This window comes from Bacillus thuringiensis (genome assembly GCF_001455345.1).
GTDB classification, from domain to species: Bacteria; Bacillota; Bacilli; order Bacillales; family Bacillaceae_G; genus Bacillus_A; species Bacillus_A thuringiensis_N.
Map to the genome: position 1 here is coordinate 2,972,135 of NZ_CP013274.1, position 23,824 is coordinate 2,995,958.

Genomic DNA, 23,824 nt, shown 5'->3' on the forward strand with positions numbered 1-23,824 from the left:
AAATCATTACATACATTTGTAAATTTTCACATTAAACTATTACATTTCAATATTTTTCAATCATTATATACATAATACGAAATATAAGGAGTGTTTCTTTTGAAAAAGTTGCTAGTGATTCCTGCTATTATGCTATCTTTTTGTATAGGTTATAATGTGACATTTGCTACAAACGAAGATACGAAGCTAGACTCTCAAATTGAACAACGTGCCATAACTAACGAAGACGTTGCATTTTTCGGATCAACCACTTATAATTTCAACTATTTTAATGGAGATAACTTAAGCGTTCTTGTACAAAATACTGGTGATTCTCCTTTTAGTTATACTTTATATAACGCTAAAGGCGCTTGGATGATTGACGGAACTTTAAAACCAGGGGAACAAGCGATAAGTGAATTTAGTATAAATTGGAGTGATTGGCTTCCTGACGGTGAATATAAAATTATTTTTAGAAATAGAGACGGTTCACTTTCCAAAGTACATGTTGCTACAAAACTATTTGAATAAAAGTTACAATAAAAAAGTACGGAAGTTTAGATTTGAACTAATATTTGATCACCTTTCATTAATAACACTAATATAAAAGAAAATATAAAGAGCATGTATTGATCAATACATGCTCTTCTCATAGTTATTCAAAGTATTCTTTTTTTACATGATTGATTGTTTCTTCGTAGAACTAGCAAATCTATTAGTTACATATTACTTATTTTTCAAAATCGTTCTTTTAGCTTTTTTAATAATTCTACTAGTTGATTGTATGTCAGTATCCTTAGCCCATTCTTCACACAGGTTCATTACCCAATCCGGTTTCGTTTTACTTGCATCATTTAACCAGTTTCCAACCGAATCTTGTACATATTTTGATGGATCTGATTTAAGTAAATTAAGAATGGGAAGTGCTTTTTCAGGTTCTTGTTTTAATATTTCAATATGTTTACTCCATACACCTCGAGGACGAATAGACTCTACAGAGAACCTGCGAATATTCTCATCTTCACTTTTTGCCCATTCTACTAACAATTCCACACTTTCTTCTATATTTTGTGAAAGATCTTCTCTAATAGACATCCAAGCAATTTCCCGAACACCAAAATGATGATCCGACGCAAAAGTTGAATATACGTTAATATATCTTTTAATGTGTTATTTGATTTTTTATTCATAACCGCTGCCCAACATCGTACACTATCTGAAATATGCTTAGATAATTTTAACAGTACGTCTTCCTTGTTTCCTTCATTCTCTTTGAGTATAATTTCATCCAATAAAGTTCCTGTTATTCGTATGACTTTCATTCCTGTTTCAACGTTCTGTTTTTCTAATTCAGCTACTATACATTCCAAACCATTCTTGAGTCCTATTGAAGGTAAGACATTTTTAAGTAATTCAATATGATTTATAGCTAACCATTCTGTTAGATTAACACTTTCTATTTTCCCTTGCTGTAGTAATTGTAAGACCTCATTAGGAATTTCGTTTACTTTCCTGGCTCCTTTCCTGTTTAAGATAACTTCTGATTCTTTCGTTATCATTTAAAATCCCTCCTTGCAATACTATCTTCAAATAAACAGAGGCCATTTTGAAAAATAATAATCAAAATGACCTCTGTCTGTCTTTCTTAAATGAACATTCAGTTTCACAAAAAATGTGATTTAAATCCACCGGAAGAATATTTCTCCCATACTTTTTCTTTATAACGCTCTTACTTGTTTCAACGGCCAGAAAACAGCTTGTCCTTTTCCGACAATTTCATCTTCTGAAATAAATCCAAACATACGACCGTCTTTAGAAACTTCACGATTATCCCCTAAAACAAACACTTGACCTTCTGGCACTTTCGTTTTTCCTGTGATTTGTTCTAACGTAAAGTCTGGAGTTAATACACGGCCTGCTGCTTTTTCTTTAAACTCTTTTAAATATGGTTCTTCCATCGCTTTGCCGTTTACATATAACATATCATTTTTATACTCAACAGTATCGCCTGGTAAACCAATTACTCGTTTTACTAAATCATATCCTTCTTTTCCGTGGAAAACGATAATATCAAAGCGATCTAATCCACTTATACTATAACCAATCTTATTCACGAGAACTCGTTCGTTATTTTCTAAAGTGGGCATCATCGATTCGCCTTGTACTAATGAAGGTGTAAATAAAACACCGCGAATAATTGCGATTAATACAAGGGTAAATCCTATCGTTTTAGCCCATGAGAATAATTCTTTCTTCGTATTTTCCTTCATCGTTTCTCCTCTTTCTTAATTGTTTATTGTATGATTCGAACTAATTCTTGTACGAAATTAGGATCAATTTCAGCAAAACATGATTTGCCTTCTCTTACTGCTGTACCGACATGAGCTTGCGAAATTCCAGTTTCATCTAGCAATCGCTTTATATTTTCTTTCGTCACGCCAGCTCCAGCTACAAGCTGAATTTGACCATCGCTTACCTTTTGCATTTCTGTAAGCACCGGAATATTATCAACTATATTTCCTTGTCCACCTGAAGTTAAAACGTGAGTCACTTTATGAAACTTCTTTAAAGTTCCCATCGCTTCTACTGGATTTTCTATATCATCTATTGCACGGTGGTACGTTACATTTATTCCATCTACAACAGACAATAAATCCGCTAATTTCTCTTCATCCACTTCATTTCGTTCGTTTAATACGCCTAATACAACACCAGCTGCACCTAACTTCTGCGCAATGATAATATCTTCCTTCATCATTTCAATTTCTTCTTCCGTATATGTAAAAGACTTCGCATGCGGACGAATCATAACGTGAATCGGTATATGTACTGCTTCTACCGCTTTTTTAATAAATGCATAACTCGGCGTTAAACCGCCTTCTGTATAAGATGTAATTAATTCAATTCGCTTCCCGCCAGCTCGTTCAATTCGTTTCACATCTTCTAAACATGTTGCAATAACCTCTAGCATGAGATGACCTCTTTTCGTGCTTTTTTCTTATTATACAGTAGGTGAAATAAGAAGCATAGCATTCTCCTATAAAACGATAAAAAGAAGAATGAAAAGAAAGATTTTTTCAATTGATAACGTGTATTGGTAGTGTTATATTTCTCATATTCTACAAAAAAGGAGTAACCCCCTAGAACGCCTGACTAGGTGTCACTCCTTTTTATTTTACAAAAATACTAGTTTTCCCTATACATTTAGTTATTTTTCTTTGTTACTTCATTATAATAATGGCTAAATGCTTCTACTAATGCATCAACTGAAGCATATAATTCTTCTGGTGTATTATCTACCCCTCCCATTTCAATAAGTAATGCATTTGGAGAAAGATCTTGATTATATACTCCGTTACCACTTTTACGATCTTTAATAAAAATCCCTCGGCTTAAACCGTAATACTTCTCATCTAAATATGAATTTATTGCCGTTACTATTTTTTTATTTTTTTCAAAGTTAGGGTTTTCTCGTCCTAAAATAAAATAAAGCCGAGCATAAGCCTTTCCATTAATCGTTTTCTTTGTAATATTTTTTCGTGCATCATCCCTATGAAGATCAATTGGAAACATAATATTTTTATCTTGTGCTAATTTATCTTGTAATATTTGACGGGATCCTTTGTAGGATTGGGCCCAGTTTAAATTTTTATTTCGCAGAAAATCCCTCATATTTGTCATATCATGTGAAACGCCTATTCCTTTTTCTTCTAACTTTTGTTTTAAATAATTTCCAACAAACGTAATATTCACTTCATTATTTGTACTAGAGGCATCATCAGGTATAGTAGCACCTGGAATGAGAGGAATAAACGACTCCCAACTATGTGTATGATAAATAAAAACTTTATTTTCACCGTTATTTTGTGTATTTGAATTGTTTTCTTTCTCACTCTTTGGGTGCTCAATAGCAGATCCTTTATCTTTAATATTCTCTAAAGGAATACTAGATTCTTCAGGAATGTTCGTATAATCTGTTCCTTCCCCTGCAATTAATATTTCCGAATAAAATTGATTCATATTTGGAAGTTCTCGAGTTAATAAGCTTCGGAGGTCATTTACATTAATATTTGTAGAAAGTGAAAGTAAAAAAGATTCCAAAGACGCTCGTCCTTTTTCTTTATGAAACTCTTCTGCAAAATAACGATTTTCACTGCCTATCATATACATAAGGCCTTTAGTAGAATTCGTTCCTAATAATTGATTAATATAATAAGATTTAAATACGTTTGAATTACTAGAAATGAAGAATGAAGTGAGAATACATATAATCGTGAATAAAATACATATCATTACATACTTTATATTAAATACTTTCAGTTTCACTTTATTCATTTTATATCTCCCTTCATTTACTATATTCTTACGCATAATTTTTAAGTAATATGATTAATAATTTAATAGAGTTTCCGTTCTATTAATTTTTATAAAAAAAGAAGATCCTACAATAGGATCTTCTTTTTTTATCTACGACCGAAACGCCGCATCCGCTAATATAGACAGTGTTGCATCATCCATCGGCGGATTGTGCAATCCTGCTCTGACGTTTAAATAATAGCGATGAAGTGGATTTTTTTCTGATAAACTTTTTGCTCCTACGATGCGCATTGCTTTATCTACAATAGATATTGCCGCATTCGTTACAGCATATTTCACTGCTGCTAGTTCGGCTTGCAGTGATAGTTTATCTTCTGCCTCATCGTACTTTTTCGCAATTTGATATAAAAAGACGCGAGCTTGCATAAGCTCAAGTTCTAATTCTCCGACTAATCTTCTAACATTCGGCAATAAACTAATTGAATGGTTTAAACTATTTGGTTTGTATGATCCCGCAAATTGAACTGCATAATTTCTTGCTGCTTGTGCAATTCCTAAATAACATGCTGGTATATGTAGCAACCAGCCAATACCCTTTTGTTTCACTTTCCCGCCTTTTACATCCGTAAAAAAACGGTTGTCTATCTCTACATTTTGTAAGACAAGGTCGTGGCTAGCAGTCCCTCGCATTGCAACGCTATCCCACGTTTCTTCAATGGATACACCGAGTGTATTTCTTGGAATGACAAACTCACCAACTTCTTCTTTGCCTTCCATACTTGCTGAAATAATAAAATAATCAAGTACTGGCGCCATCGTTGTAAAAGTTTTCCTTCCATTTATAACCCACTTCTCGCCTTGTTGAACCGCTATTGTTTCTGGTTTACCGCCACGCGTCGGGCTCCCTGTTTTCGGTTCTGTTGCTGCCCTGTTAAAGAGCGCCCCATTACGAACTTCTTCGCAAAACCATTTGAACATCTCATCATTCCAAGAACGATTTTCCGCCAGCTCTTTCACAATACCAAGATGCCAGCCAATCGATAATGCAGTAGCCCCGCAGCCTTCCGCGATTTTCTCTTGAAATAAAACGAAGTCATATAAAGAAATCGCACGACCACCAATTTCCTTCGGTAAGGTTAATTTCGTATATCCGATATTTTTCAAATCATTTATATTTTCATACGGAAATGATCCTAATTCACTTAGTTGATGCTCCCTTTCCATGAACTTCGGAATCAATTTATTTATTTGTTCAATAATGAAAGATTGTTTTTCTGTTTCAACAAATGAGAGTGCCATACTATAATCTCCTTTATGCTCGATTCATAAACCGTTCATTGTGTCATTATGATTATATGAAGCTACCTCTCTATTGTTTCACTATTCCGATAAAAATACAATGTTTTTGACTAATAAGAAAAGTTCCTATTGAAAGATAGGTTCTTTTCTTATTAGTCTCCCTTCAATGCCTTTAACGGCAAAGAGGTTACATATCCAATATACGAGAATAATTCTTTAAAGAAAAATGGTATTTCTGTATCTAACGTTTTATATGCTGATGTCGGCGTTGGTGAAGCATACGCTTCAATATTAATATGTTTTGCGATTCTCATTGCGCGTTTCATATGAAGTGGATCACTTACAATCGTGTATGTGCGTATTCCGTTCTCTATTCCAACTTCCTTCGCATTCTTTAAATTTTCTTCAGTGAAAAGGGATTTTGTTTCAATTAAAATATCTTCCTCTTTTACACCTTGTTTCATTGCATATACTCTTGCAGTACGCGCTTCCTCAAGCTCTGCCTCGAACTTTGTACCACCTGTAAAAATAATCTTTTTAATATTTCCGTTCTTATATAAAGAAATCGCATGATTAATTCTTTCTTTAAATACAGGAGATGGTTTTCCATTCCAAGAAGCTGCTCCTAGTACGATACCAGCATCCGTTTTCACGCTATCATCTGTTTTAAAACGATAACTCCAAATATCGTAAGCTGCATAACTTACATATAAAATAGCAGAACAAATCATTAGTAAAAACACTTGAAAGATTCGTCTTTTCTTACTCTTCTTATTTTCTTTCATTTGTAATTGCCTCCGTACATCATCCATACTTCTATAAAAAAACATTTATATCAAATCGTTTTGTTTGAGTTTATTTAAAAGAAGGAACTTTACTTGTAATTTATGTATAAAAGGGTTTTCATTTAAAATTGAGGATTATCAATTCATTTTCATTTGCGGTTTTCATTACATGTTTTAAATTCATAAGTTTATTACCATACAACTACATTGTAACGAATTTTTTCTCAGAAGGGAACGATGAAACAAAAGGAATTAAAATAAAGTAGCATTTTGTAAGAAAAAAGGTATATTTTCATGCCTTACGAACAATATACCTTTCAAAACACGAATTATAGCTTTTCTTTATACAACTCTAATTTTTCTAACAATTGTTCTTTCACGTCTGGCCATTCACTCGAGATAATACTGTACACAACTGCATCTCTCACATAACCATTCGGTAATTTTCTTTCATTTCTAAGCACGCCCTCTTTTACTGCACCTAACCTTTCAATCGCTCGTTGTGCTTTTTCATTTCTTGCATCCGTCTTAATTTGCACTCTCAGCATATGCAGTTTTTCAAAAGCATACTGGAGAAGCATATACTTACACTCTGTATTTATACTCGTACGCTGGACACTTGGATGATACCACGTTTGTCCTAACTCGACTGTTTTATCTTCTGCTGAAATATTATATAGACGTGTACTTCCTACAATCGCATTTGTCTGTTGATCCACTACAACGAAAGGGATTTGCGTACCCTTTCCATAACCTTGTATCGCTTTTTGCACATATTGCTGCATATCTTGCACACTATCCATTTTAGAGATTAAATACGCCCAAATTTCCCGATTTCCTTCTACAACCGAAAACAAAGTTTCGACATCATTACTATCCATTAACCGTAACTTTACTCTTTCGTGAATGATTTCCATTTGTAATCCCCCTTTTTTCTTACTATATCACAGAAATAAACATTTAATTATATAGATATTAAAATGCAAAGGCTAACTTTTAAATGTACTTAAAATTCAAGTTTTAATACCTTCTTACATAATAATCCGCAAAAACCTCTAATAAATACCGTGTACATCCCATTATATCAAGCTACATTTATATTGGTTTCATTTCATGTAAGGTTTTTCTTTTTCTAAAGGTCTATATACGTTCTTTAAAAATTCGCACAACAAAAACGCTATTATTTCTACAAAAAGATTATTTTTTCATTTATGAATCAATTTTTCAGTTTGATTGCATGGATAATTCTGAATGAAACCCGAAAAATACTATATAATAATAAATTGAAACTTTAATCAGTGAAAGTTTTACAGTTAATTAATATGGGGTAAATGGGAGGATATAAAAATGCTAGATCAAATTACTTGGGGAACGCCAGGCAGCTTATTATGTTTAGGATTCTTTTTTGCAGGATTAGGAATTTTCTTAAGAAGTATTACGTCATATTCGAAAAACAAATAAAACATCAAAACAGTGTACATTTTAAGGTATTTACTTGATAAAAACACTAAACAAAAGAATCCTTCCTTTTATAGAAGGATTCTTTTTTATACTTTTCCCCTTTTTAAAGCAACAAATAAGCAATCGGCGTAATGATAAGCAATGTTAATATCGTTCTTTGTACGTACAGAATAATAAGTTCTGATACTTTTAACGGAATATCTGTCGATAAAATACAAGGGATGGATGCTGAGAAAAACAATATAGATGATACCGAAACAACCGCAATGACAAACTTTGTCACAAGTGGTGCACTAACTACTAATAATGATGGTAAAAACATTTCCGCAATACCGACGGATGCCGCTTTAGCAGCTAAGTCTGCTTCTGGCAGTTGTAAAGCCCATGTAAAAGGATAAAAAATATAGCTGACCCAATCAAATATTGGTGTGAATTTCGCTAAGACGATACCAATTAATCCTACTGACATAATGGAAGGTAAAATCCCCATTGTCATAATAAACCCATCTTTTAAGTTCACTGCGATATTTTTTATAATACTCGGTGCAGATTTCGATACTTCTAGCGCATCTTCCCAAGCACGCTCTAACATTTTCTCTTTATAAACAGGCTCTGGGAACCCTTCTTTCGTTACATATGTATCTGGTTTTCTACTAAGGGGCGGGAGTCTTACGGTGATAGCAGTTACGATGAATGTTACAACGAGAGTAGTCCAAAAATAAACATTCCATAAATGCATAATGTCTAATGTTTTTGCGATGATGATCATAAATGTTGCCGATACTGTAGAAAAGCCTGTAGCGATAATGGCTGCTTCTTTTGTCGTATATTTTCCCTCTTTATAAACTCGGTTAGTAATGAGAAGTGCAAGCGAATAACTTCCAACGAAAGAAGCAACCGCATCAATTGCTGATCGTCCAGGTGTTTTCCATAACGGCCTCATAATCGGACGGCAAAACGTACCGATAAATTCAAGCAATCCATATCCGACTAATAATGCTAAAAAAGCCGAACCAATAGGAACGAGTAAACTTACCGATATAACTAGCTTCTCATATAAAAATGGCCCAACATCTGGTGCAAAGAACCAAGCTGGCCCTACTTTCAAACAATATAGTACACCGAAAACGACGCCAACTACTTTTAAAATAGAAAAACAAATGTCTACGAGGGATACATTCCATTTTTTCGTATAAAACGGATAAATCGCACCCATTATCATAACGAGTAGTGCGTAATAAGGTACGATGCTCGGAACCGAGGCTCTAATCCACGACACGATATGATCAATCATTATGGAAGAAGCACCGTTTATCGTAACCGGTACGAAAAACATAAACACTCCTACTAAACTAGCGAGTATAAACCGAAGAATAATGCTCTTCTCACTTCCTGTCTTAATTACATTCCTTTTTAATTCAATTTCACTCAAAATCCGACACCTCCTATTATCTAAATATTCTGTATAATTATATTAAATCCCTTCTTTTCATTTGAAAATTATACAAGCAATAATCTTACTTTTTTATTGTCAGTCTCCAAAAATTATCATATAATATCTTTCATACATGTTACATATACTTATTTTAAACATATATTTTGTAACTAAATTATTTCTTTTTTCAATTTACTCTTTAAATTAATCTACATAAAAATAGAAGGAGAATGGGAATTTGAAAACAATAAAAATAACTATGGCAAGTGCGTTGCTATTTGGTGCTATCATCGCTCCATCTAGCTCTCTAGCTGTGAGTGAAACTGTAACACAAAAAAATAATGCGCAGTTGGGGAATTACGAAGACGAAGACGAAGACGATTACTACTATCAGTTTCCTGATGTTATTGGCTGGGCAAAGCCGTCCGTTGATTATTTAGTAAAGAAAAAAGTCTTATCTGGCTTACCAGACGGTACATTTGGACCTAATCTTGAAATTGATAGAGCTTCTGCCGCAATTATCATGGCAAAAATATTAAACTTACAAATAGACGCTTTAGCAAAACCATCATTTAAAGATTCTCAAGAACATTGGGCTACTCCTTATATTGCTGCAGTTGAAAAAGCTGGGATTATTAAAGGAGTCGGTAATGGTAATTTCGAGCCTTCTGGAAAACTAACAAGAGCGGCTATGGCTTCTATGCTTGTTCATTCATATAACTTAGACAAAAAAGCCACTGAAAAACTCCCTACTGTATTCCTAGATTTAAAAGGACACTGGAGTGAAAAATCGGCCAACCTTCTTGTTGCTCTTGGTATTTCACTAGGTTATGGTGGTAGTCATTGGTATCCAGATAAAACTATTACCCGTGCAGAAGCTGCAAGTTTAGTTGCTCGCACAGACCAATCGAAAGATAAAGAAATTAAATTAAAGCAAGTTACTATGAAACAACATTATTTTATTTATCCTGAAACCTCTCTTCATTCAGGTATACTTGCTGAATATGCTCCACAAACCGTTACTGTATTCGATGAATCTGAAAATGGATGGATTAAAATTGCTACGGATCATGGGTTAAAGTGGACACCATTAAAAGAGAAACAAGTATACATTGATAAAAACTTTGTTACCTTTGATAGACCGTCAAGAACAGGATATGTGGTTGGTAAATATCCCCCTCAAACTGTAACAGTAGTTGAAGAAAATAGCATCTGGTTAAAAATTCGCACTAGCGAAGGTCTTCAATGGATGAATCCATATTTAAAAGAGGGAGAAGGAAAAGAACTAACATATATACCAAGAACATTTTTCGCTTACGATAGCCCTAATTTTTCTTCTAAAATATCTGGAAAGTATGCTCCACAAGGCGGCATCGAAGAATTAGCTATGGGAGATGACGGATGGGTACAAATTCGTACAGATAAAGGACCAAAATGGATAAACATGTCTTATCTCTTACGTCCAAAGCTCCTCTTAAATGTTCCTGCCATTAATCAATTGCCGGAACTACAAAAAGGAAGTGCAGTTGTTTCACTCCAAATGCTTTTAGAATACTATACAGGACGTTCATTAAATAAAGTAGACTTTGCTAATCAAATGCCATTTGATACAACTCGACGCCAGACTACAGGAGATGGGAAAATTTCAGTTTGGGGTGATCCAGACATCGGATTCGTTGGTGATGTAAGAGGAATAAATTATGGTTACTCTATTAACCCGGCACCATTGAAACAATTACTTGATAAACATGCAAGAGGTACAGATTTAACAGGACAGGATTTCTCTGTATTAGAAAGCTATGTACGTAATGGTAAACCCGTTGTAGCGTGGGTAGGAAACAAAATAACTGCTCCACAACTAGAACAAACTTGGAAAACACCTCAAGGAAAAACCGTAAATGGATACAGAAATGTACATACTATTATCATAACTGGTGTAGATGATCGTAACATTTATTATAATGACCCATTAGACGGTAAAAAAGACCAGCCAATGGTAAAATCCCGATTTGAGCACAGTTATAATCAAATGGGTAAAAAAGCTTTAAGTATTGATTAATCATATAAAAAAGCCTATTTTGATCGTATGATTCAAAATAGGCTTTTTCTATTACTGTCCATAATCATCCACAATTACTTGAATGACACGATACGATTCTTCTGCCACTATCTTATTATTAATCTTATTCGCATCATACGTAATTAACGCCTTCCAAAGTGCCCATCCTCTCGCTCTATTCCATGTTTCTTCATCTATTTGCAGTACTTCTTTAAATATCTTTCTACTACTTTTATCAAAAAATGTCCATGACATCGCTGCATCACAAGCCGGATCCCCTACTCCTAATATACCAAAATCAATGACGGCACAAAGCTTTCCGTCCTTAACGAGTAAGTTCCCTGGTGCAACATCCCCATGAATCCAAACTGGCTTACGCTCCCACGTTGACTGAAGTGCTAAATCCCAAAGATATTTTAATACTGTTTCATCAAAAACGTCCTTATTATTTTCGATAGCCCCTCTCGCTTCTTCATCGTATACAGATATTAGCCCGCCTCGGTAAAAATTATGTGCTCCAGCTACCGGTCCGTTACTCGCATCAATGGACTGCAATTCTACTAAAAATGCTCCTAAATCCGCTGCAAATTCATTTAAGTCACGAACGTTTTGTGTCGTAACTGTTTCTCCCTCTATCCACTTATTAATAGACCAAGGCCATGGATACACTTCAGATGGATTTCCTTTGGCAATTGGTATAGAAATAGGTATAGAAAGCTCCTTACTTAATAAAGGTAGCCACTTGCTTTCTTTCTCTACTTGCGGTGCATATGCTACATCACTTGGCAACCTTACACTCATCTCATCCCCTAAGTGAAATGTTCTGTTATCATGCCCACTAAACTTTACAGGTTGCACCTCTAAATGTGCCCATTCAGGAAACTGTTCCTCTATTAACCTTTTAACTAACCCAGTATCAATTTGATTCATTCACTATCCCCTTTTCTTTTGAAACTTACTAAGTCCCTCTGTACTGCCAACATATTCAAAACCATTTCTCTTATAAAAATCATTCAATATGTGATTATGCCCTACACAATCTAGTTTTAAAAACTCTTTGTCATGTTGTACATTCTCTTCTATCCACCGTAACATCCATTCTCCGATTCCGTTACCCTTATACATCCGTTTCACCGCAAATCTATGAATATATAATGAATTAGAAACTTCCTCTTTACCAAAAATATATTCATCCCATTCATTTTGTTTAGGAGATACTGTAACTGTACCGATAATTTCATCTTCTTTCGTAACCACATATGTATATTTCTCTCTTATACCTTCTAATATTTCAGCCGTAGCCTCTCCGCCTAACAGGTACTGCCACTGGTCCACTTCTTTATGTTGTATCCACTGTGCTACTTCTTTTAATAGAGTAATAATGCTATCACTTTCATTTTCAGTAGCAATTCGAATGGTATATTCTTTAATTGTAGTTCTCGCCATATTGCCGTTCTCCTTTCATATACTTACTTCTTTTACTAATTTTCGTTTTATACATTATATACCAAAATTAACCACTACACTTTCAAGATATCTATTTTACAGCTTGTATTCCACAAAAAAAACGTCTCACTACTAGTGAAACGTTTTTAATTCCTTAAGCATTCACTTCGTTTTCACAAAATAATATAAAAACCATACCGCATGATTTTGTTCATCGGCAGCTATTCTCCGCAACAACTCTTTCATGTTCGCATCTGATGTTTCATCTGAAATTTCCAAATAAAAATCCACTGTCTTCTGTTCATCTTGTATAGCAAATTCTAATCCTTGTAAGTACGTATTCGGACATTCTTCTGTAATTTGTGGTTTCGGCTGCTGACCAGTTAAATTTGTATAGATCTGTACAAATTGATGAAAATGCTTTATTTCATCATTACGAATTTCAAGAATTTGATTTCGTTCCGCCACATTTGGAGCCATATTAGCTAATTTCGCATAACAATTTATAGCACTAAACTCTCCGTTAATTGCTTTCTCAATATCACGAATCAGCTTATCATTTTGCCTATACCAATCATAATAATTCGAGCTATACATCGTATCCCCTCCATTATTTCACATAACACTTTATGCAATTTGAAATAATAGGAGCATGTATACAGAGTGAAACCACAAATCCAAACTCTTCTATTCTTGAATTTCTAAATGAAAATAGTGATTTTATGAAAGATGTATTAAGCCCAAAAGGAGATTTATCTTTTCAAACAAAGTTGAAAGACTTTATGTGGAAAGCATTATTTGAAGATACGAATGGTGCTCTCATTAATAAGGAGAATTTACTTGTTCCAAGCCAATACTTAACTTCTTATATGGCATCCAGAAATGGTTAAATAGTGGCCAAAAAGAAACACCTGAGGAAATTCCTCGTATTTTATCAACAATCGCAGTTCATGGACCTTTTTATGCAGCTGGTTTAAAGAAATAAGCCCGCTTGCTTAGTAATTTCTATTATTTTATTAATAACTTGAAATTTATGTTTCTGTAAAAAAGCTGTTGAAAGGACTCCCCTTCAACAGCTTCTACATTATTAACGATATAAACGAACTGCACCTGCAGAGTTATCATCTGCTTGTCCAACTACTTCAAATTTCAATCCAAATTTCGGTACTTTACGTCCTGCATCTGGGATTAAGTCGTTCATATATGCTTTAGAATCATCAAATTTCGTTACACCTGGTAATCCTTTGTAATCATATGTTCCGCGTGTTGGAGATACAACTTTCCATGCTGGCGTTTGGTTAAAGGAGAACGCAGCATCTGCGATTTGGAATCTTGTACTATTTTTAACAGTTGGTTTTCCGTTTAGCGTTCCAACAATTGCCTCTGGGTGAGAGTCAACAACTCCTAAGAAACCTTCACCTGGATGTAAACCAACCCAATTATCTGTAAAGCTAGAGTCTGCATACCATACTAGAAGACCTGTATTATACGGTACACCACTGCTATATTTTAACGCTTGATCAGCACCAGCATAGTTTCTCCACTCTAAATAGTAGTTATGCTTCTTCTTATCAAAACCGTCTGCTACAACGAAACCATCTAATTTAAATTTCGTTTCGTCTTCTGCATCATCAGAGAACACAACATTTCCATCTACAGTTAATGTAGCATTATCAAAAGTAAAACCGGTCGGCGCTAAACCACCATCTGTAATGTATTCGAATACTAATTTTACTTTTTGACCTTTGAATTTGCTTAAGTCATAAGACTTATCTATCCATTTACCATCTGTTGTGTCTAGACCATTTTTTACATTCTTTTCACCAATTCGATCCACTAACGTTTTCGTACCATCTTCTTTCACTGCATGTACTTCAAGGAAATCATAATCCGTTTCAATTTCATACATTGATTTGTAATCAAACTTCGCATTTGTTGCATTTGTTAAATCAAATACTGGCGTTTCTAATGTTGTATGAAGATTATCACCTTTTGTACTATAGTAGTACTTCTTACCGAATGCAGGCTGAATACCTTTTACTTCTTTATCTGGTAAGTTAACACGAATCAGTCCAGGACGATTTGATTTCGTCACACTTTGATCTAAATACGTCGCATAACCGATACCGCGATTTAATTTATTATAGTCAACCTCTACAATATTGGCCCAGTTCCCGCCCATGTTCTTTTGAAAGAACTCTTTGTTTTGCGGAGAAAAACTCGGTGGTGTTGTTCCTGCAATTTTACCAGCCCAGCTACCGCCACTCATAACAGACCAAGAGTTAATTGGCTCACCCGCTCCTGTGTACTTCGTATCATACTCATCTGGAAGACCTAAATCATGACCAAATTCATGTGCGAATACACCAACTGCTCCGTCTTCTGGCTCAATTGTGTAGTCGTATGCTGCCATTTTACCGCCCCAGTTATCAACTTTTGCTTTTGTTCCTTCAATTGGATATGGTGTTCCAAGGTGCCAACGATGTGACCAAATTGCATCATCACCTAGTCTACCGCCGCCTCCATCTTGCCCAACTCCAGCGTGAATAACCATTAAGTGATCAATCAGACCATCTGGTTCATTTTTATTACCATCACCATTATTGTCATATTGATCATATTCGTCAAATTCAGATAAATCAATACCACTTTCTACAGCCGCATTTAATGCCTCTTTTACAAAATCACGCGGCCCTTTTGGTCCCATATTATCATGACCACCATCTCCTGCATCTGCGCCATAATCCGCCGCATTACCAGGAACTGTCAACCACTTTGTTACTGTCCCATCTACTGTATAACTACCACCAGATTGCTCTTCATAATATTGTTTAAATGTTGGTACTTTTGAACCATCAAAGAGTGTATATGGCTCATTACCAAATAACATTTTTTGATAATGTTCTGGATTAAAATCATTTGAATACATATAACCTGGTACTTGATCAATATTGTTATGCTTAAAGTCAGCAAACTCTACTAGCAATACAAGAACTTTATCTTTACGAACATCACCGTTATATTGTTTTTGCTTCGCTGAAGTAGTTGGTACTTTGCCGTTTAATCCCCCTTTAACCGGCTCCTGTCCAACTACCGGGCCACTAGCAGGTTGATCTGCTTTTTCTTTCTCATCTGCTTTTGCATCTTTAACTTTTTTCAAAAAGTCAGCCGCTTCTCTCGTAACACTATCCCCCGCTGCTGGTTCTTTTCCCGCATTTTCTCCTTTTTTCTTCTCTACGTATTTTTCAACAGCTTTTAATGTGTCTTCTTTCGACGTAGATTCATTAATTACACCGCGTTTCTTGAGCGCATCTGCTAAACGCTCCTCTTGAATTAAATTTTCATCAATCGGACTTAAAGTTCCTCCATTAGACGGCGTTGCCGCATAAACAGATTGACCCCCATACCCAAATGTGCAACTAAGCACAGCTGCCGCCGCAAGCGTAGACAGCACTTTAAAAGGTTTTTTCTTCATCCCTATTCCTCCCCAATATTAAATACGATACAACGTTTATATATTACGGAAAATTCAGAAAATTATCAACGCATTGTCTGAATTTGTAATATTTTTGAAAAAATCCTTTGTTTTAGATGAACATACATTCTGATTCATCAATATTTCAGAAAATATTGATGAAAGTTGATAAAACTATTAAAATCATAAAGAAATCGTCCACTATATTTAGTGGACGATTTCTTTATTTATCTAAAATACAACTACAACACTTCAATATATCCTTCTGTTCCATGTACCCGAATTCGTTGCCCGTCTTTTATTAGTTTCGTAGCGTTCTCTACTCCAACAACTGCTGGCAGGCCATATTCACGTGCAATCACTGCTCCGTGCGTCATAAGCCCGCCGACCTCAGTGACTAACCCTTTTATAGAAACAAACAAAGGTGTCCACCCAGGATCGGTAAATGCCGTAACTAATATATCTCCATCTTCCAAATTCGCGTCTTCCATGTTTAAAATAACGCGTGCTCTCCCCTCAACCACTCCAGAAGAAACAGGCAAACCTACAATTGCTTCAGCCGGGAGATTTTCGCGTTTGTACTTACCTGTAATGATTTCTCCATCAGACGTGATAACACGCGGAGGTGTTAGTTTTTCATATAATTTGTACGCATTTTTTTGTTTATGAATAATCTTGTAATCTAGTTTATTTGTGCGGACGACTTCGTGAAGTTCTTCAAAAGTTAGATAGTATATATCTTCTATTTCATCCAGAACATTATTTTGCACAAGTTTCTCTGCTTCTTTCAGTAATGCCTGCTTATATATGAAATAACGATGAATCATGCCGTATTTCGGATATTCACGATAACCGATGAAATTGCGGATGTTACGAATCATTCTCTTCGTCTCTTCTACTTTTTGTTCCCCATCCGGCAAGTGCTGCAATCGCTCTAACAACTCTTTTTCTTTTTTCAAAGCTTCCTGCAGCCCTTCTTCAAACTTCCGCTTACTAGCACCATATTCAAAGTCTCTTATATGATTTAAAATCATCGGTATAATTGTAGCTGGCTGTTCACTCCAGCGCGTTTTCGTAATGTCGATTTCTCCGCTGCATCTCATTCCATATTTATTTAGAAAAGCATCGATTGCATCCCGAACTTTTTCCCCGCCTTTAAACTGAATTAATTCATCTAAAAAGCTGTCATCTTCTACATGCTGTAAATACGCAATGACTTCCGGATACGGCCGAATCACATCTGCCACATCCAATAACGCTAGCCCCATTTCTGACGTAATATTATGTTGTACAGATTGTGAAAGTACATCTGCTGCATTTTTTTCTCCTAGCCACTGCTCCATCTTTTCATTAATCCCTGATGAAGCATTCATACCTGCCATAATGATAGCTATACTTTGCGAGTTAAATAATACTTTCTTTAATTGCTGAATGTCTTCTAAAATAAAATCAAGTACATCTACCCCTGATTTCGTTTGCATGTTTCGTTTTAACTCTTCTATTGATGATTCACTATTCTTTATTAAATTCGTAACGATTTCCGGATCGTTTTCAGGTTGTGGTTGCGAACTTGCAGGTGGCACTTTTTTACTAAGATCCTTTTCTTTTTCATCATCCGATAACAATTCAATAAAATTCTCTCGCTCAATTACAGTCGTTAATGCATCTCGTATGAGCGGATCCGATTTACCTAAAGTGTTTATTAAGTAATCTCTACTAGCAGGTGAAGCTAGTCTTTGCGTAGCATCAACAAATAGCCTGCCTCCAGCTTTACACATAGGTGCACTAGTCGTTAACAGGAAAAAAGATAAACCTAATGGTTTCATCGCATCGGTCATCATTTGTTGGTGACCAACTGATATATACACGTGATTTTTCCCATCATTTACTTCTGGAATTGGATATAAAGTCGTAATCGGTCTGCTTTGGACTATATAAATTGTATCATCAACTAAGCACCATTCAATATCTTGCGGACAACCAAAATAAGCTTCGATTTGTCTTCCGATGCGTGCTAGTTGTAAAATCTGTTGTTCAGTAAGTGTTTGAATTTTTTGCTGATTAGGAGCAATTTTCTTTCTCTCTGTTCCGCCTTCTTTTCGTCCATAGATGGCTAATTTTTTCGTTGCGATGACCTTTTCGACGATTTCGTCTTCTTTTACCCTATAATTATCGGCAGAAACCAATCCAGATACTAGCGCCTCACCAAGTCCAAAGCTGGCATCGATTGATAACACCTTCCTATTCGAAGTAATTGGATCCGCAGTAAATAAAATCCCTGAAGCTTCAGGGAAAACCATTTTTTGAACGACAACACATATAGAAACTTGATTATGATCAAAACCGTTTTGCATTCGGTATATAACTGCTCGATCTGTATATAAAGAAGCCCAGCATTTTTTTATATGCTGCAAAATGTTTTCTTTTCCAATAATATTTAAATACGTATCTTGTTGACCAGCAAACGAGGCATACGGTAAATCTTCAGCAGTAGCACTAGACCGCACTGCATACGCATGTTCATCGCCAAAGTGCGAGAGATAATGAGCTACTGATTCCACTACATCAACTGGAATTTCCACCGCCATAATGACTTCTCTAATCTGCTTACTAATTTCACCAATTCGATCTCGTTCCTCAATTTTTAGCATTGTTAATTGATTCAATAAAGTTTGAAATGCTCCATTTTTTCCGATGGCCTGTTCATACCCTACCGTTGTAACACAAAATCCTTCTGGCACTTGTATCCCTTGAATATTGGATAACTCCCCTAAATTCAATCCTTTTCCACCAACGAGAAAAAGTTGCGTTTTTTCTATTTCCTGAAAATCGAGAACGAAAGAACTCATTTGGCACCTCTCCTTACTATTCATGTGTTCTTGATTGTAACAGTAGTAAATAAGAAGAAACAGTCTATTTCGAACGTAAATTACATGATATAATTAAGTTAGGAAGAGATTATCACTTCTATTTCCCCTCTAATTCACTTCAATTACATCACCAAACTTAAACATTCTTTGATTATGAAAAGCAATCATTAGACATAATGGATTTCTATCGACCTTTGTTATGTCTTTTTTATATAAATCCATATTGTAATATCTTTATAAATCTTTTATTAAGCCATAAATTCGCCTCAAAAATAGTAGAATCTGTGACTTTAAAAGCAATATTTTTTGTTTGCACTTTATATAAATTGATATGAATCCCTCTTAATTCTAGGACTAAATTATTGTTTTTAATCCCACATTAATTCTTTTCTCAAATTCGCCAAAATGAATTTTCAAGATTAGGGAACTATAATGTCGTATTAAAATATATTAAGGGGGAGAAAAATTGGACAATGAAATGAATTATGGAAGTGATTACAAGTTTATTCCAGCAACTTCAATTGAAAGTGGTCACGGCATCGAAGTATTGCCTGATTTATTTTGTTACACGATTCAAATCGTCAATATATGCTTTGTTGGAAATCCTGAGACCAATGATTTTGTTTTAGTTGATGCTGGAATGCCTAAATGTGCAAATGAAATTATCTCTATCGCTGAGGATCGATTTGGTACCAATAGTCGCCCAAAAGCAATTATTTTAACTCACGGTCATTTTGATCATGTTGGGGGGATAATTGAACTCATCAAGCATTGGGATGTTCCCGTCTATGCACATCAAATGGAGCTACCGTTCCTGACCGGACAACAAAGCTATCCAGAACCAGACCCTACAGTTGAAGGTGGTATGGTAGCGAAAATGTCTCCTCTGTTCCCAAACGAACCAATTGACTTAGGAAATAACGTAAAAACGCTACCTACCGATGGAACTGTTCCCCATATGCCAGAGTTTAGATGGACTCATACACCAGGACATACTCCAGGGCATATTTCATTATTCCGAGAAAAAGACCGAACTTTAATCGCTGGGGACGCTTTTGTTACAGTGAAACAGGAGTATCTGTATAAAGTAATAACTCAAGAACAGGAAATAAGCGGTCCGCCTCGTTATTTAACAACAGACTGGAAAGCCGCTAAAGAGTCCGTTATTAAGCTAGAGAAGTTAAAGCCTTTAACCACTGTTACTGGACATGGCATACCGATGTCAGGTGAATTGCTATCAACAAGCCTCAAAACACTCGTTCAAGAATTTGATAAAATTGCTGTACCTGATTACGGAAAATATATAGATAAAAAGATGCATTAAACGCGGAAATACTTTGTTTATTTTCACATTAATGAATCAAAATATAATGCAAAATCAAAACACCAAAGAATATTAAGTTTAATATGAAAAAACACTGTACTTAGGCAACATCTCTATTATAAGAATGGAACTACCCTTTATGAATAAAGCTCGATATTCCGCAAATACTATCCATAGTATAAGCCTGCTTCTTACCCAGGTTGTACTTCTTACCATTAAAGGGTGATTAAAACGGGTTACGCTACATAAAAGCATAATCCGTTTTTAATGAAATATTGTATTCCATATACATTTAAACAATGGAGGAAAATAATGAAACATATTGTTGCCTTATTAATTAAGTACACAGCGATAACTGCAGTATTGCTAATCATGCTCAGTATCTTTCAAGGCATTTCAATTCCTAGAGTATTATTAATTTCTCTTTTCCTTACGGGAACTGCCTATTTAATCGGAGATCTCTTCATTTTACCTAAATACGGAAATGCGATTGCTACAATGGCAGATTTCGGTTTAAGCTTCTTTGGAATTTGGTTATTAACATCCTTGTTTACTAATTTAGATTCTACTCATAATATTGGATTTTCTTCATTTTTAGCTGCTTTAATTATTGGCGGAATAGAAGTGTTCTTCCATATTTATATGCAGAAGTTAGTACTGCGTAATGACAATGAATTAAGAGAACACAATCATATTCACCATGATAAATACGCTATGGAGATATCAGATGAATATATGGATTCTTCCACAATAAATAAGTCCAAGCTTGAGGATACACCTAAAAAATAAAAAAGTGGCCAACGCCACTTTTTTATTTTTGTTTATTACGCTTGGTCAGAATTTCTTACATGTAATGGAGGTGGAACTACCCATCCCTTTTTCTTACTTAAACGTAGCAGCGTTACACCTGCCTGCGCTTTTTTCATATGAAATTGTCCGAATAGCATACCTACATCTTCTCGAAGACATTTTCCCATTACTTGACTACATGTCACAAGTCCAGCTGCTAATCCTGTAGAAACAGCTGCAGCAATTTCAACATCATTAATACGCGCTCCCGGAGGAATGTCTTCAATAGATGCAACTGGACGTTCTGGAGGCGCTGGCGGTAAAGCGACCCCATTAACTTTTAAAAGTGCCTTTAATTCTTCTATTTCCGAATTCATATCATTTTCAATTAAGCCTTCTAAAAACTTCTTCAAATCTTCATCACCTGTGTGATTCATAAACACTTGATGGCTTGCAATTGCACCCTGTGCAGCAAGAAGATAACTCCAAATGTCAAATACTTCTCCGTAATGTAAAGGTTCATTTTGAGGATTTCCACTTAATATACCCATTTTTAAATTCCTACCTTTCGAAAATATCATAATAAATATTGATTTCAATATTGAAATCAAATTTTTAAGTATGCTTTTTCCTGCAAAAGATTTTCTACTATGCATGGAAAACACCTTTCCAACACTGCGTGTTTATTGTTTAGGAAAGTAGTTTACAAATTAAATACTCAAAGATTATGAAAGAAGATTATCAATAATCTTTGAGTGAGAATCTGTTTAATATAAGGTTTTTTATTTTTATGAATACACAAAAGAAATTGATTTACATATTTGCTATATTTTAAGCTAATTTACTTAGCGGTTAGCTCTACCACCAAGTTGTTGTTCTGCCATTGCTACTAAACGTTTTGTAATTTCACCACCAACAGATCCGTTTGAACGAGCTGTTGTATCTGCACCAAGTTGTACACCAAACTCTTGTGCAATTTCATATTTCATTTGATCAAGAGCTTGTTCAGCGCCTCGAACTAATACTTCATTACGACTTCCACTATTATTTTTTCCCATATTGTTTCACCTCCGATGTTTTTAATATGCTACAAATTATGAAATAATAATTATCCTTTTTATGGGAATTATATTGTGTATAAATATTGAGTTTCTTCTTAAAATAGGGCTAAAAGATATAAGAAAGAAGAGTTGCTATACCATACTTTCATAACAACACTATGTATTGATTCCTCTTTACTAAAGATTTCTGTTTTGCCAAGAGATACATATAAATTATAAAAAATGATTCCTAAGGAGATTTGAGATGAAAGCTGTAACCTATCAAGGACCAAACAAAGTACAAGTTAAACAGGTGGATGATGCAAAGTTAGAGAAAAAAGATGATATTATTGTAAAAATTACTTCAACTGCTATTTGCGGTTCTGATTTACATTTATATCAAGGCAACATGCCTTTACCTCCAGGGTACATTATTGGTCATGAGCCAATGGGAATTGTTGAAGAAGTTGGTCCAGATGTTACTAAAGTAAAAAAAGGAGACCGTGTTGTAATCCCCTTTAACGTTGCTTGTGGACATTGTTTCTATTGCCAACATGAAATGGAAAGTCAATGTGATAACTCGAACCCTCATTACGATTCTGGTGGATACTTTGGTTACACAGAGAAATTTGGTAATCATCCAGGCGGACAAGCTGAATATTTGAAAGTTCCTTTTGGAAATTTCACTCCATTTGTTATACCAGAATCATGCGAACTTGAAGATGAATCCCTACTATTTTTATCAGATGTTTTACCAACAGCCTATTGGAGTGTAATAAACGCAGGTGTTAAGCGAGGTGATACTGTTATCGTTCTTGGTTGTGGCCCTGTTGGATTAATGACACAAAAATTTGCCTGGATGCAAGGTGCTAAACGTGTAATTGCAGTGGATTACTTAGATTATCGGATGAATTATGCAAAAAAGATTAACAATGTTGAGGTATTTGAGTTTACAAAATTCCCCGATATGGGAGAACATTTAAAGGAAATTACACATGGTGGTGCCGATGTAGTCATTGATTGCGTAGGGATGGATGGAAAAAAATCGCCTCTAGAATTTCTGGAACAAAAATTGAAATTACAAGGCGGAACTCTCGGCCCTATTCAAATAGCTACGAAAGCCGTAAGAAAATATGGAACGGTTCAAATGACCGGCGTTTATGGTGGCAACTATAATGCCTTCCCACTCGGTGCATTTTGGGTTAGAAATATTAATCTTAAAATGGGACAAGCACCTGTCATTCATTTTATGCCGGAACTATTTGAAAAAATAACAAATAAAGAATTTGATCCAAAAGAGATTATTACGCACAAAATCCCCCTTGAAGAAGCGAGCTACGGTTATCAAATTTTCAATAATCGTGAAGATGATTGTATAAAAGTCATTTTAAAACCTTAAAGATACAATGTATTATTCTTAATGAAAAGATAAGATTACACTCCGTAATCTTATCTTTTTTATTAAATTTTAAGTATCTATTCTCCCATTTTCATCTCACATCGAAAATAGTTATTTCCAAAAACTTTGCATTTTGAGATAGTAAT

At 34.9% G+C, this 23,824-nt stretch carries 19 protein-coding genes and 2 pseudogenes; 6 read left to right on the plus strand and 15 right to left on the minus strand.

Annotated features, from left to right (window positions below):
• The first annotated feature begins 99 nt into the window (after positions 1–99).
• Positions 100–510, plus strand: coding sequence for a hypothetical protein (locus ATN06_RS15540; protein WP_000735607.1), 411 nt, complete (start codon positions 100–102; stop codon positions 508–510).
• A gap of 195 nt (positions 511–705) precedes the next feature.
• On the opposite strand, the pseudogene ATN06_RS15545 reads toward ATN06_RS15540, so the two are convergent.
• From ATN06_RS15545 to ATN06_RS15580, 8 genes and pseudogenes are all read right to left on the minus strand, one after another.
• A pseudogene (locus ATN06_RS15545) lies at positions 706–1,538 on the minus strand (DNA alkylation repair protein).
• Positions 1,539–1,697: 159 nt separating this feature from the next.
• Complete coding sequence (lepB, locus tag ATN06_RS15550; protein WP_060631403.1) at positions 1,698–2,249, minus strand: signal peptidase I; 552 nt, start codon at positions 2,247–2,249, stop codon at positions 1,698–1,700.
• A gap of 23 nt (positions 2,250–2,272) precedes the next feature.
• Entirely contained in the window at positions 2,273–2,950 is a 678-nt protein-coding gene (locus ATN06_RS15555) for a copper homeostasis protein CutC (RefSeq protein WP_060631404.1), read from the minus strand.
• 233 nt (positions 2,951–3,183) lie between these two features.
• Positions 3,184–4,314 (minus strand): stage II sporulation protein P, encoded by a 1,131-nt coding sequence (gene spoIIP / locus ATN06_RS15560; protein ID WP_060631405.1) that lies wholly within the window; start codon positions 4,312–4,314, stop codon positions 3,184–3,186.
• A gap of 132 nt (positions 4,315–4,446) precedes the next feature.
• The gene (locus tag ATN06_RS15565) at positions 4,447–5,595 is read right to left on the minus strand and encodes an acyl-CoA dehydrogenase family protein (protein ID WP_060631406.1); all 1,149 of its coding nucleotides are present in this window, start codon (positions 5,593–5,595) and stop codon (positions 4,447–4,449) included.
• Between the two features lie 152 nt (positions 5,596–5,747).
• A complete protein-coding gene (locus ATN06_RS15570) occupies positions 5,748–6,380 on the minus strand; it encodes a YdcF family protein (RefSeq protein WP_000662223.1) in 633 nt (210 codons plus the stop codon).
• A gap of 329 nt (positions 6,381–6,709) precedes the next feature.
• On the minus strand, positions 6,710–7,297 hold the full coding sequence (locus tag ATN06_RS15575; RefSeq protein WP_060631407.1) for a GNAT family N-acetyltransferase: 588 nt from the start codon (positions 7,295–7,297) through the stop codon (positions 6,710–6,712).
• A gap of 647 nt (positions 7,298–7,944) precedes the next feature.
• Positions 7,945–9,273, minus strand: coding sequence for a YjiH family protein (locus tag ATN06_RS15580; RefSeq protein WP_060631408.1), 1,329 nt, complete (start codon positions 9,271–9,273; stop codon positions 7,945–7,947).
• A gap of 241 nt (positions 9,274–9,514) precedes the next feature.
• Between ATN06_RS15580 and ATN06_RS15585 the strand changes: the two genes are divergently transcribed.
• Positions 9,515–11,335: an S-layer homology domain-containing protein gene (locus ATN06_RS15585; protein ID WP_060631409.1), complete on the plus strand. Its 1,821-nt coding sequence runs from the start codon at positions 9,515–9,517 to the stop codon at positions 11,333–11,335.
• 51 nt (positions 11,336–11,386) lie between these two features.
• Here ATN06_RS15585 and ATN06_RS15590 read toward each other — a convergent pair whose 3' ends face one another.
• The 3 genes from ATN06_RS15590 to ATN06_RS15600 form a co-directional block, all read right to left on the minus strand.
• The gene (locus ATN06_RS15590) at positions 11,387–12,265 is read right to left on the minus strand and encodes an aminoglycoside phosphotransferase family protein (RefSeq protein WP_060631410.1); all 879 of its coding nucleotides are present in this window, start codon (positions 12,263–12,265) and stop codon (positions 11,387–11,389) included.
• Positions 12,266–12,268: 3 nt separating this feature from the next.
• Positions 12,269–12,781 (minus strand): GNAT family N-acetyltransferase, encoded by a 513-nt coding sequence (locus ATN06_RS15595; RefSeq protein ID WP_060631411.1) that lies wholly within the window; start codon positions 12,779–12,781, stop codon positions 12,269–12,271.
• 162 nt (positions 12,782–12,943) lie between these two features.
• A complete protein-coding gene (locus tag ATN06_RS15600; protein ID WP_060631412.1) occupies positions 12,944–13,378 on the minus strand; it encodes a ferritin-like domain-containing protein in 435 nt (144 codons plus the stop codon).
• 86 nt (positions 13,379–13,464) lie between these two features.
• On the opposite strand from ATN06_RS15600, the pseudogene ATN06_RS15605 reads away from it, so the two are divergent.
• A pseudogene (locus ATN06_RS15605) lies at positions 13,465–13,766 on the plus strand (TetR-like C-terminal domain-containing protein); the annotation flags it as partial.
• A 102-nt stretch (positions 13,767–13,868) separates the two neighbouring features.
• On the opposite strand, the gene ATN06_RS15610 reads toward ATN06_RS15605, so the two are convergent.
• Together ATN06_RS15610 and ppsA are read right to left on the minus strand one after the other, a co-directional pair.
• Positions 13,869–16,256, minus strand: a complete 2,388-nt coding sequence (locus tag ATN06_RS15610; RefSeq protein WP_060631413.1) for an immune inhibitor A domain-containing protein — start codon at positions 16,254–16,256, stop codon at positions 13,869–13,871.
• Positions 16,257–16,498: 242 nt separating this feature from the next.
• Positions 16,499–19,105, minus strand: coding sequence for a phosphoenolpyruvate synthase (gene ppsA, locus ATN06_RS15615; RefSeq protein ID WP_060631414.1), 2,607 nt, complete (start codon positions 19,103–19,105; stop codon positions 16,499–16,501).
• 487 nt (positions 19,106–19,592) lie between these two features.
• Here ppsA and ATN06_RS15620 point away from each other — a divergent pair, with 487 nt between their 5' ends.
• Complete coding sequence (locus tag ATN06_RS15620; RefSeq protein WP_016122773.1) at positions 19,593–20,450, plus strand: MBL fold metallo-hydrolase; 858 nt, start codon at positions 19,593–19,595, stop codon at positions 20,448–20,450.
• Between the two features lie 312 nt (positions 20,451–20,762).
• On the plus strand, positions 20,763–21,239 hold the full coding sequence (locus ATN06_RS15625) for a YndM family protein (protein ID WP_016122774.1): 477 nt from the start codon (positions 20,763–20,765) through the stop codon (positions 21,237–21,239).
• A 35-nt stretch (positions 21,240–21,274) separates the two neighbouring features.
• Here the strand turns inward: ATN06_RS15625 and ATN06_RS15630 are convergent, their stop codons facing one another.
• Positions 21,275–21,790: a DUF3231 family protein gene (locus tag ATN06_RS15630; protein ID WP_000512122.1), complete on the minus strand. Its 516-nt coding sequence runs from the start codon at positions 21,788–21,790 to the stop codon at positions 21,275–21,277.
• A 294-nt stretch (positions 21,791–22,084) separates the two neighbouring features.
• Positions 22,085–22,297 (minus strand): small acid-soluble spore protein, SasP family, encoded by a 213-nt coding sequence (gene sasP, locus ATN06_RS15635; protein WP_000517671.1) that lies wholly within the window; start codon positions 22,295–22,297, stop codon positions 22,085–22,087.
• A 247-nt stretch (positions 22,298–22,544) separates the two neighbouring features.
• On the opposite strand from sasP, the gene ATN06_RS15640 reads away from it, so the two are divergent.
• Positions 22,545–23,678, plus strand: coding sequence for a zinc-dependent alcohol dehydrogenase (locus ATN06_RS15640; protein WP_060631415.1), 1,134 nt, complete (start codon positions 22,545–22,547; stop codon positions 23,676–23,678).
• Positions 23,679–23,824 lie beyond the last annotated feature (146 nt).

Bases quoted from the DNA above. Each gene is read 5' to 3' on its own strand.
- lepB (WP_060631403.1), bottom strand. From the start codon at position 2,249: ATGAAGGAAAATACGAAGAAAGAATTATTCTCATGGGCTAAAACGATA.
- ATN06_RS15555 (WP_060631404.1), bottom strand. From the start codon at position 2,950: ATGCTAGAGGTTATTGCAACATGTTTAGAAGATGTGAAACGAATTGAA.
- spoIIP (WP_060631405.1), bottom strand. From the start codon at position 4,314: ATGAATAAAGTGAAACTGAAAGTATTTAATATAAAGTATGTAATGATA.
- ATN06_RS15565 (WP_060631406.1), bottom strand. From the start codon at position 5,595: ATGGCACTCTCATTTGTTGAAACAGAAAAACAATCTTTCATTATTGAA.
- ATN06_RS15570 (WP_000662223.1), bottom strand. From the start codon at position 6,380: ATGAAAGAAAATAAGAAGAGTAAGAAAAGACGAATCTTTCAAGTGTTT.
- ATN06_RS15575 (WP_060631407.1), bottom strand. From the start codon at position 7,297: ATGGAAATCATTCACGAAAGAGTAAAGTTACGGTTAATGGATAGTAAT.
- ATN06_RS15590 (WP_060631410.1), bottom strand. From the start codon at position 12,265: ATGAATCAAATTGATACTGGGTTAGTTAAAAGGTTAATAGAGGAACAG.
- ATN06_RS15595 (WP_060631411.1), bottom strand. From the start codon at position 12,781: ATGGCGAGAACTACAATTAAAGAATATACCATTCGAATTGCTACTGAA.
- ATN06_RS15600 (WP_060631412.1), bottom strand. From the start codon at position 13,378: ATGTATAGCTCGAATTATTATGATTGGTATAGGCAAAATGATAAGCTG.
- ATN06_RS15610 (WP_060631413.1), bottom strand. From the start codon at position 16,256: ATGAAGAAAAAACCTTTTAAAGTGCTGTCTACGCTTGCGGCGGCAGCT.
- ppsA (WP_060631414.1), bottom strand. From the start codon at position 19,105: ATGAGTTCTTTCGTTCTCGATTTTCAGGAAATAGAAAAAACGCAACTT.
- ATN06_RS15625 (WP_016122774.1), top strand. From the start codon at position 20,763: ATGAAACATATTGTTGCCTTATTAATTAAGTACACAGCGATAACTGCA.
- ATN06_RS15630 (WP_000512122.1), bottom strand. From the start codon at position 21,790: ATGGGTATATTAAGTGGAAATCCTCAAAATGAACCTTTACATTACGGA.
- sasP (WP_000517671.1), bottom strand. From the start codon at position 22,297: ATGGGAAAAAATAATAGTGGAAGTCGTAATGAAGTATTAGTTCGAGGC.
- ATN06_RS15640 (WP_060631415.1), top strand. From the start codon at position 22,545: ATGAAAGCTGTAACCTATCAAGGACCAAACAAAGTACAAGTTAAACAG.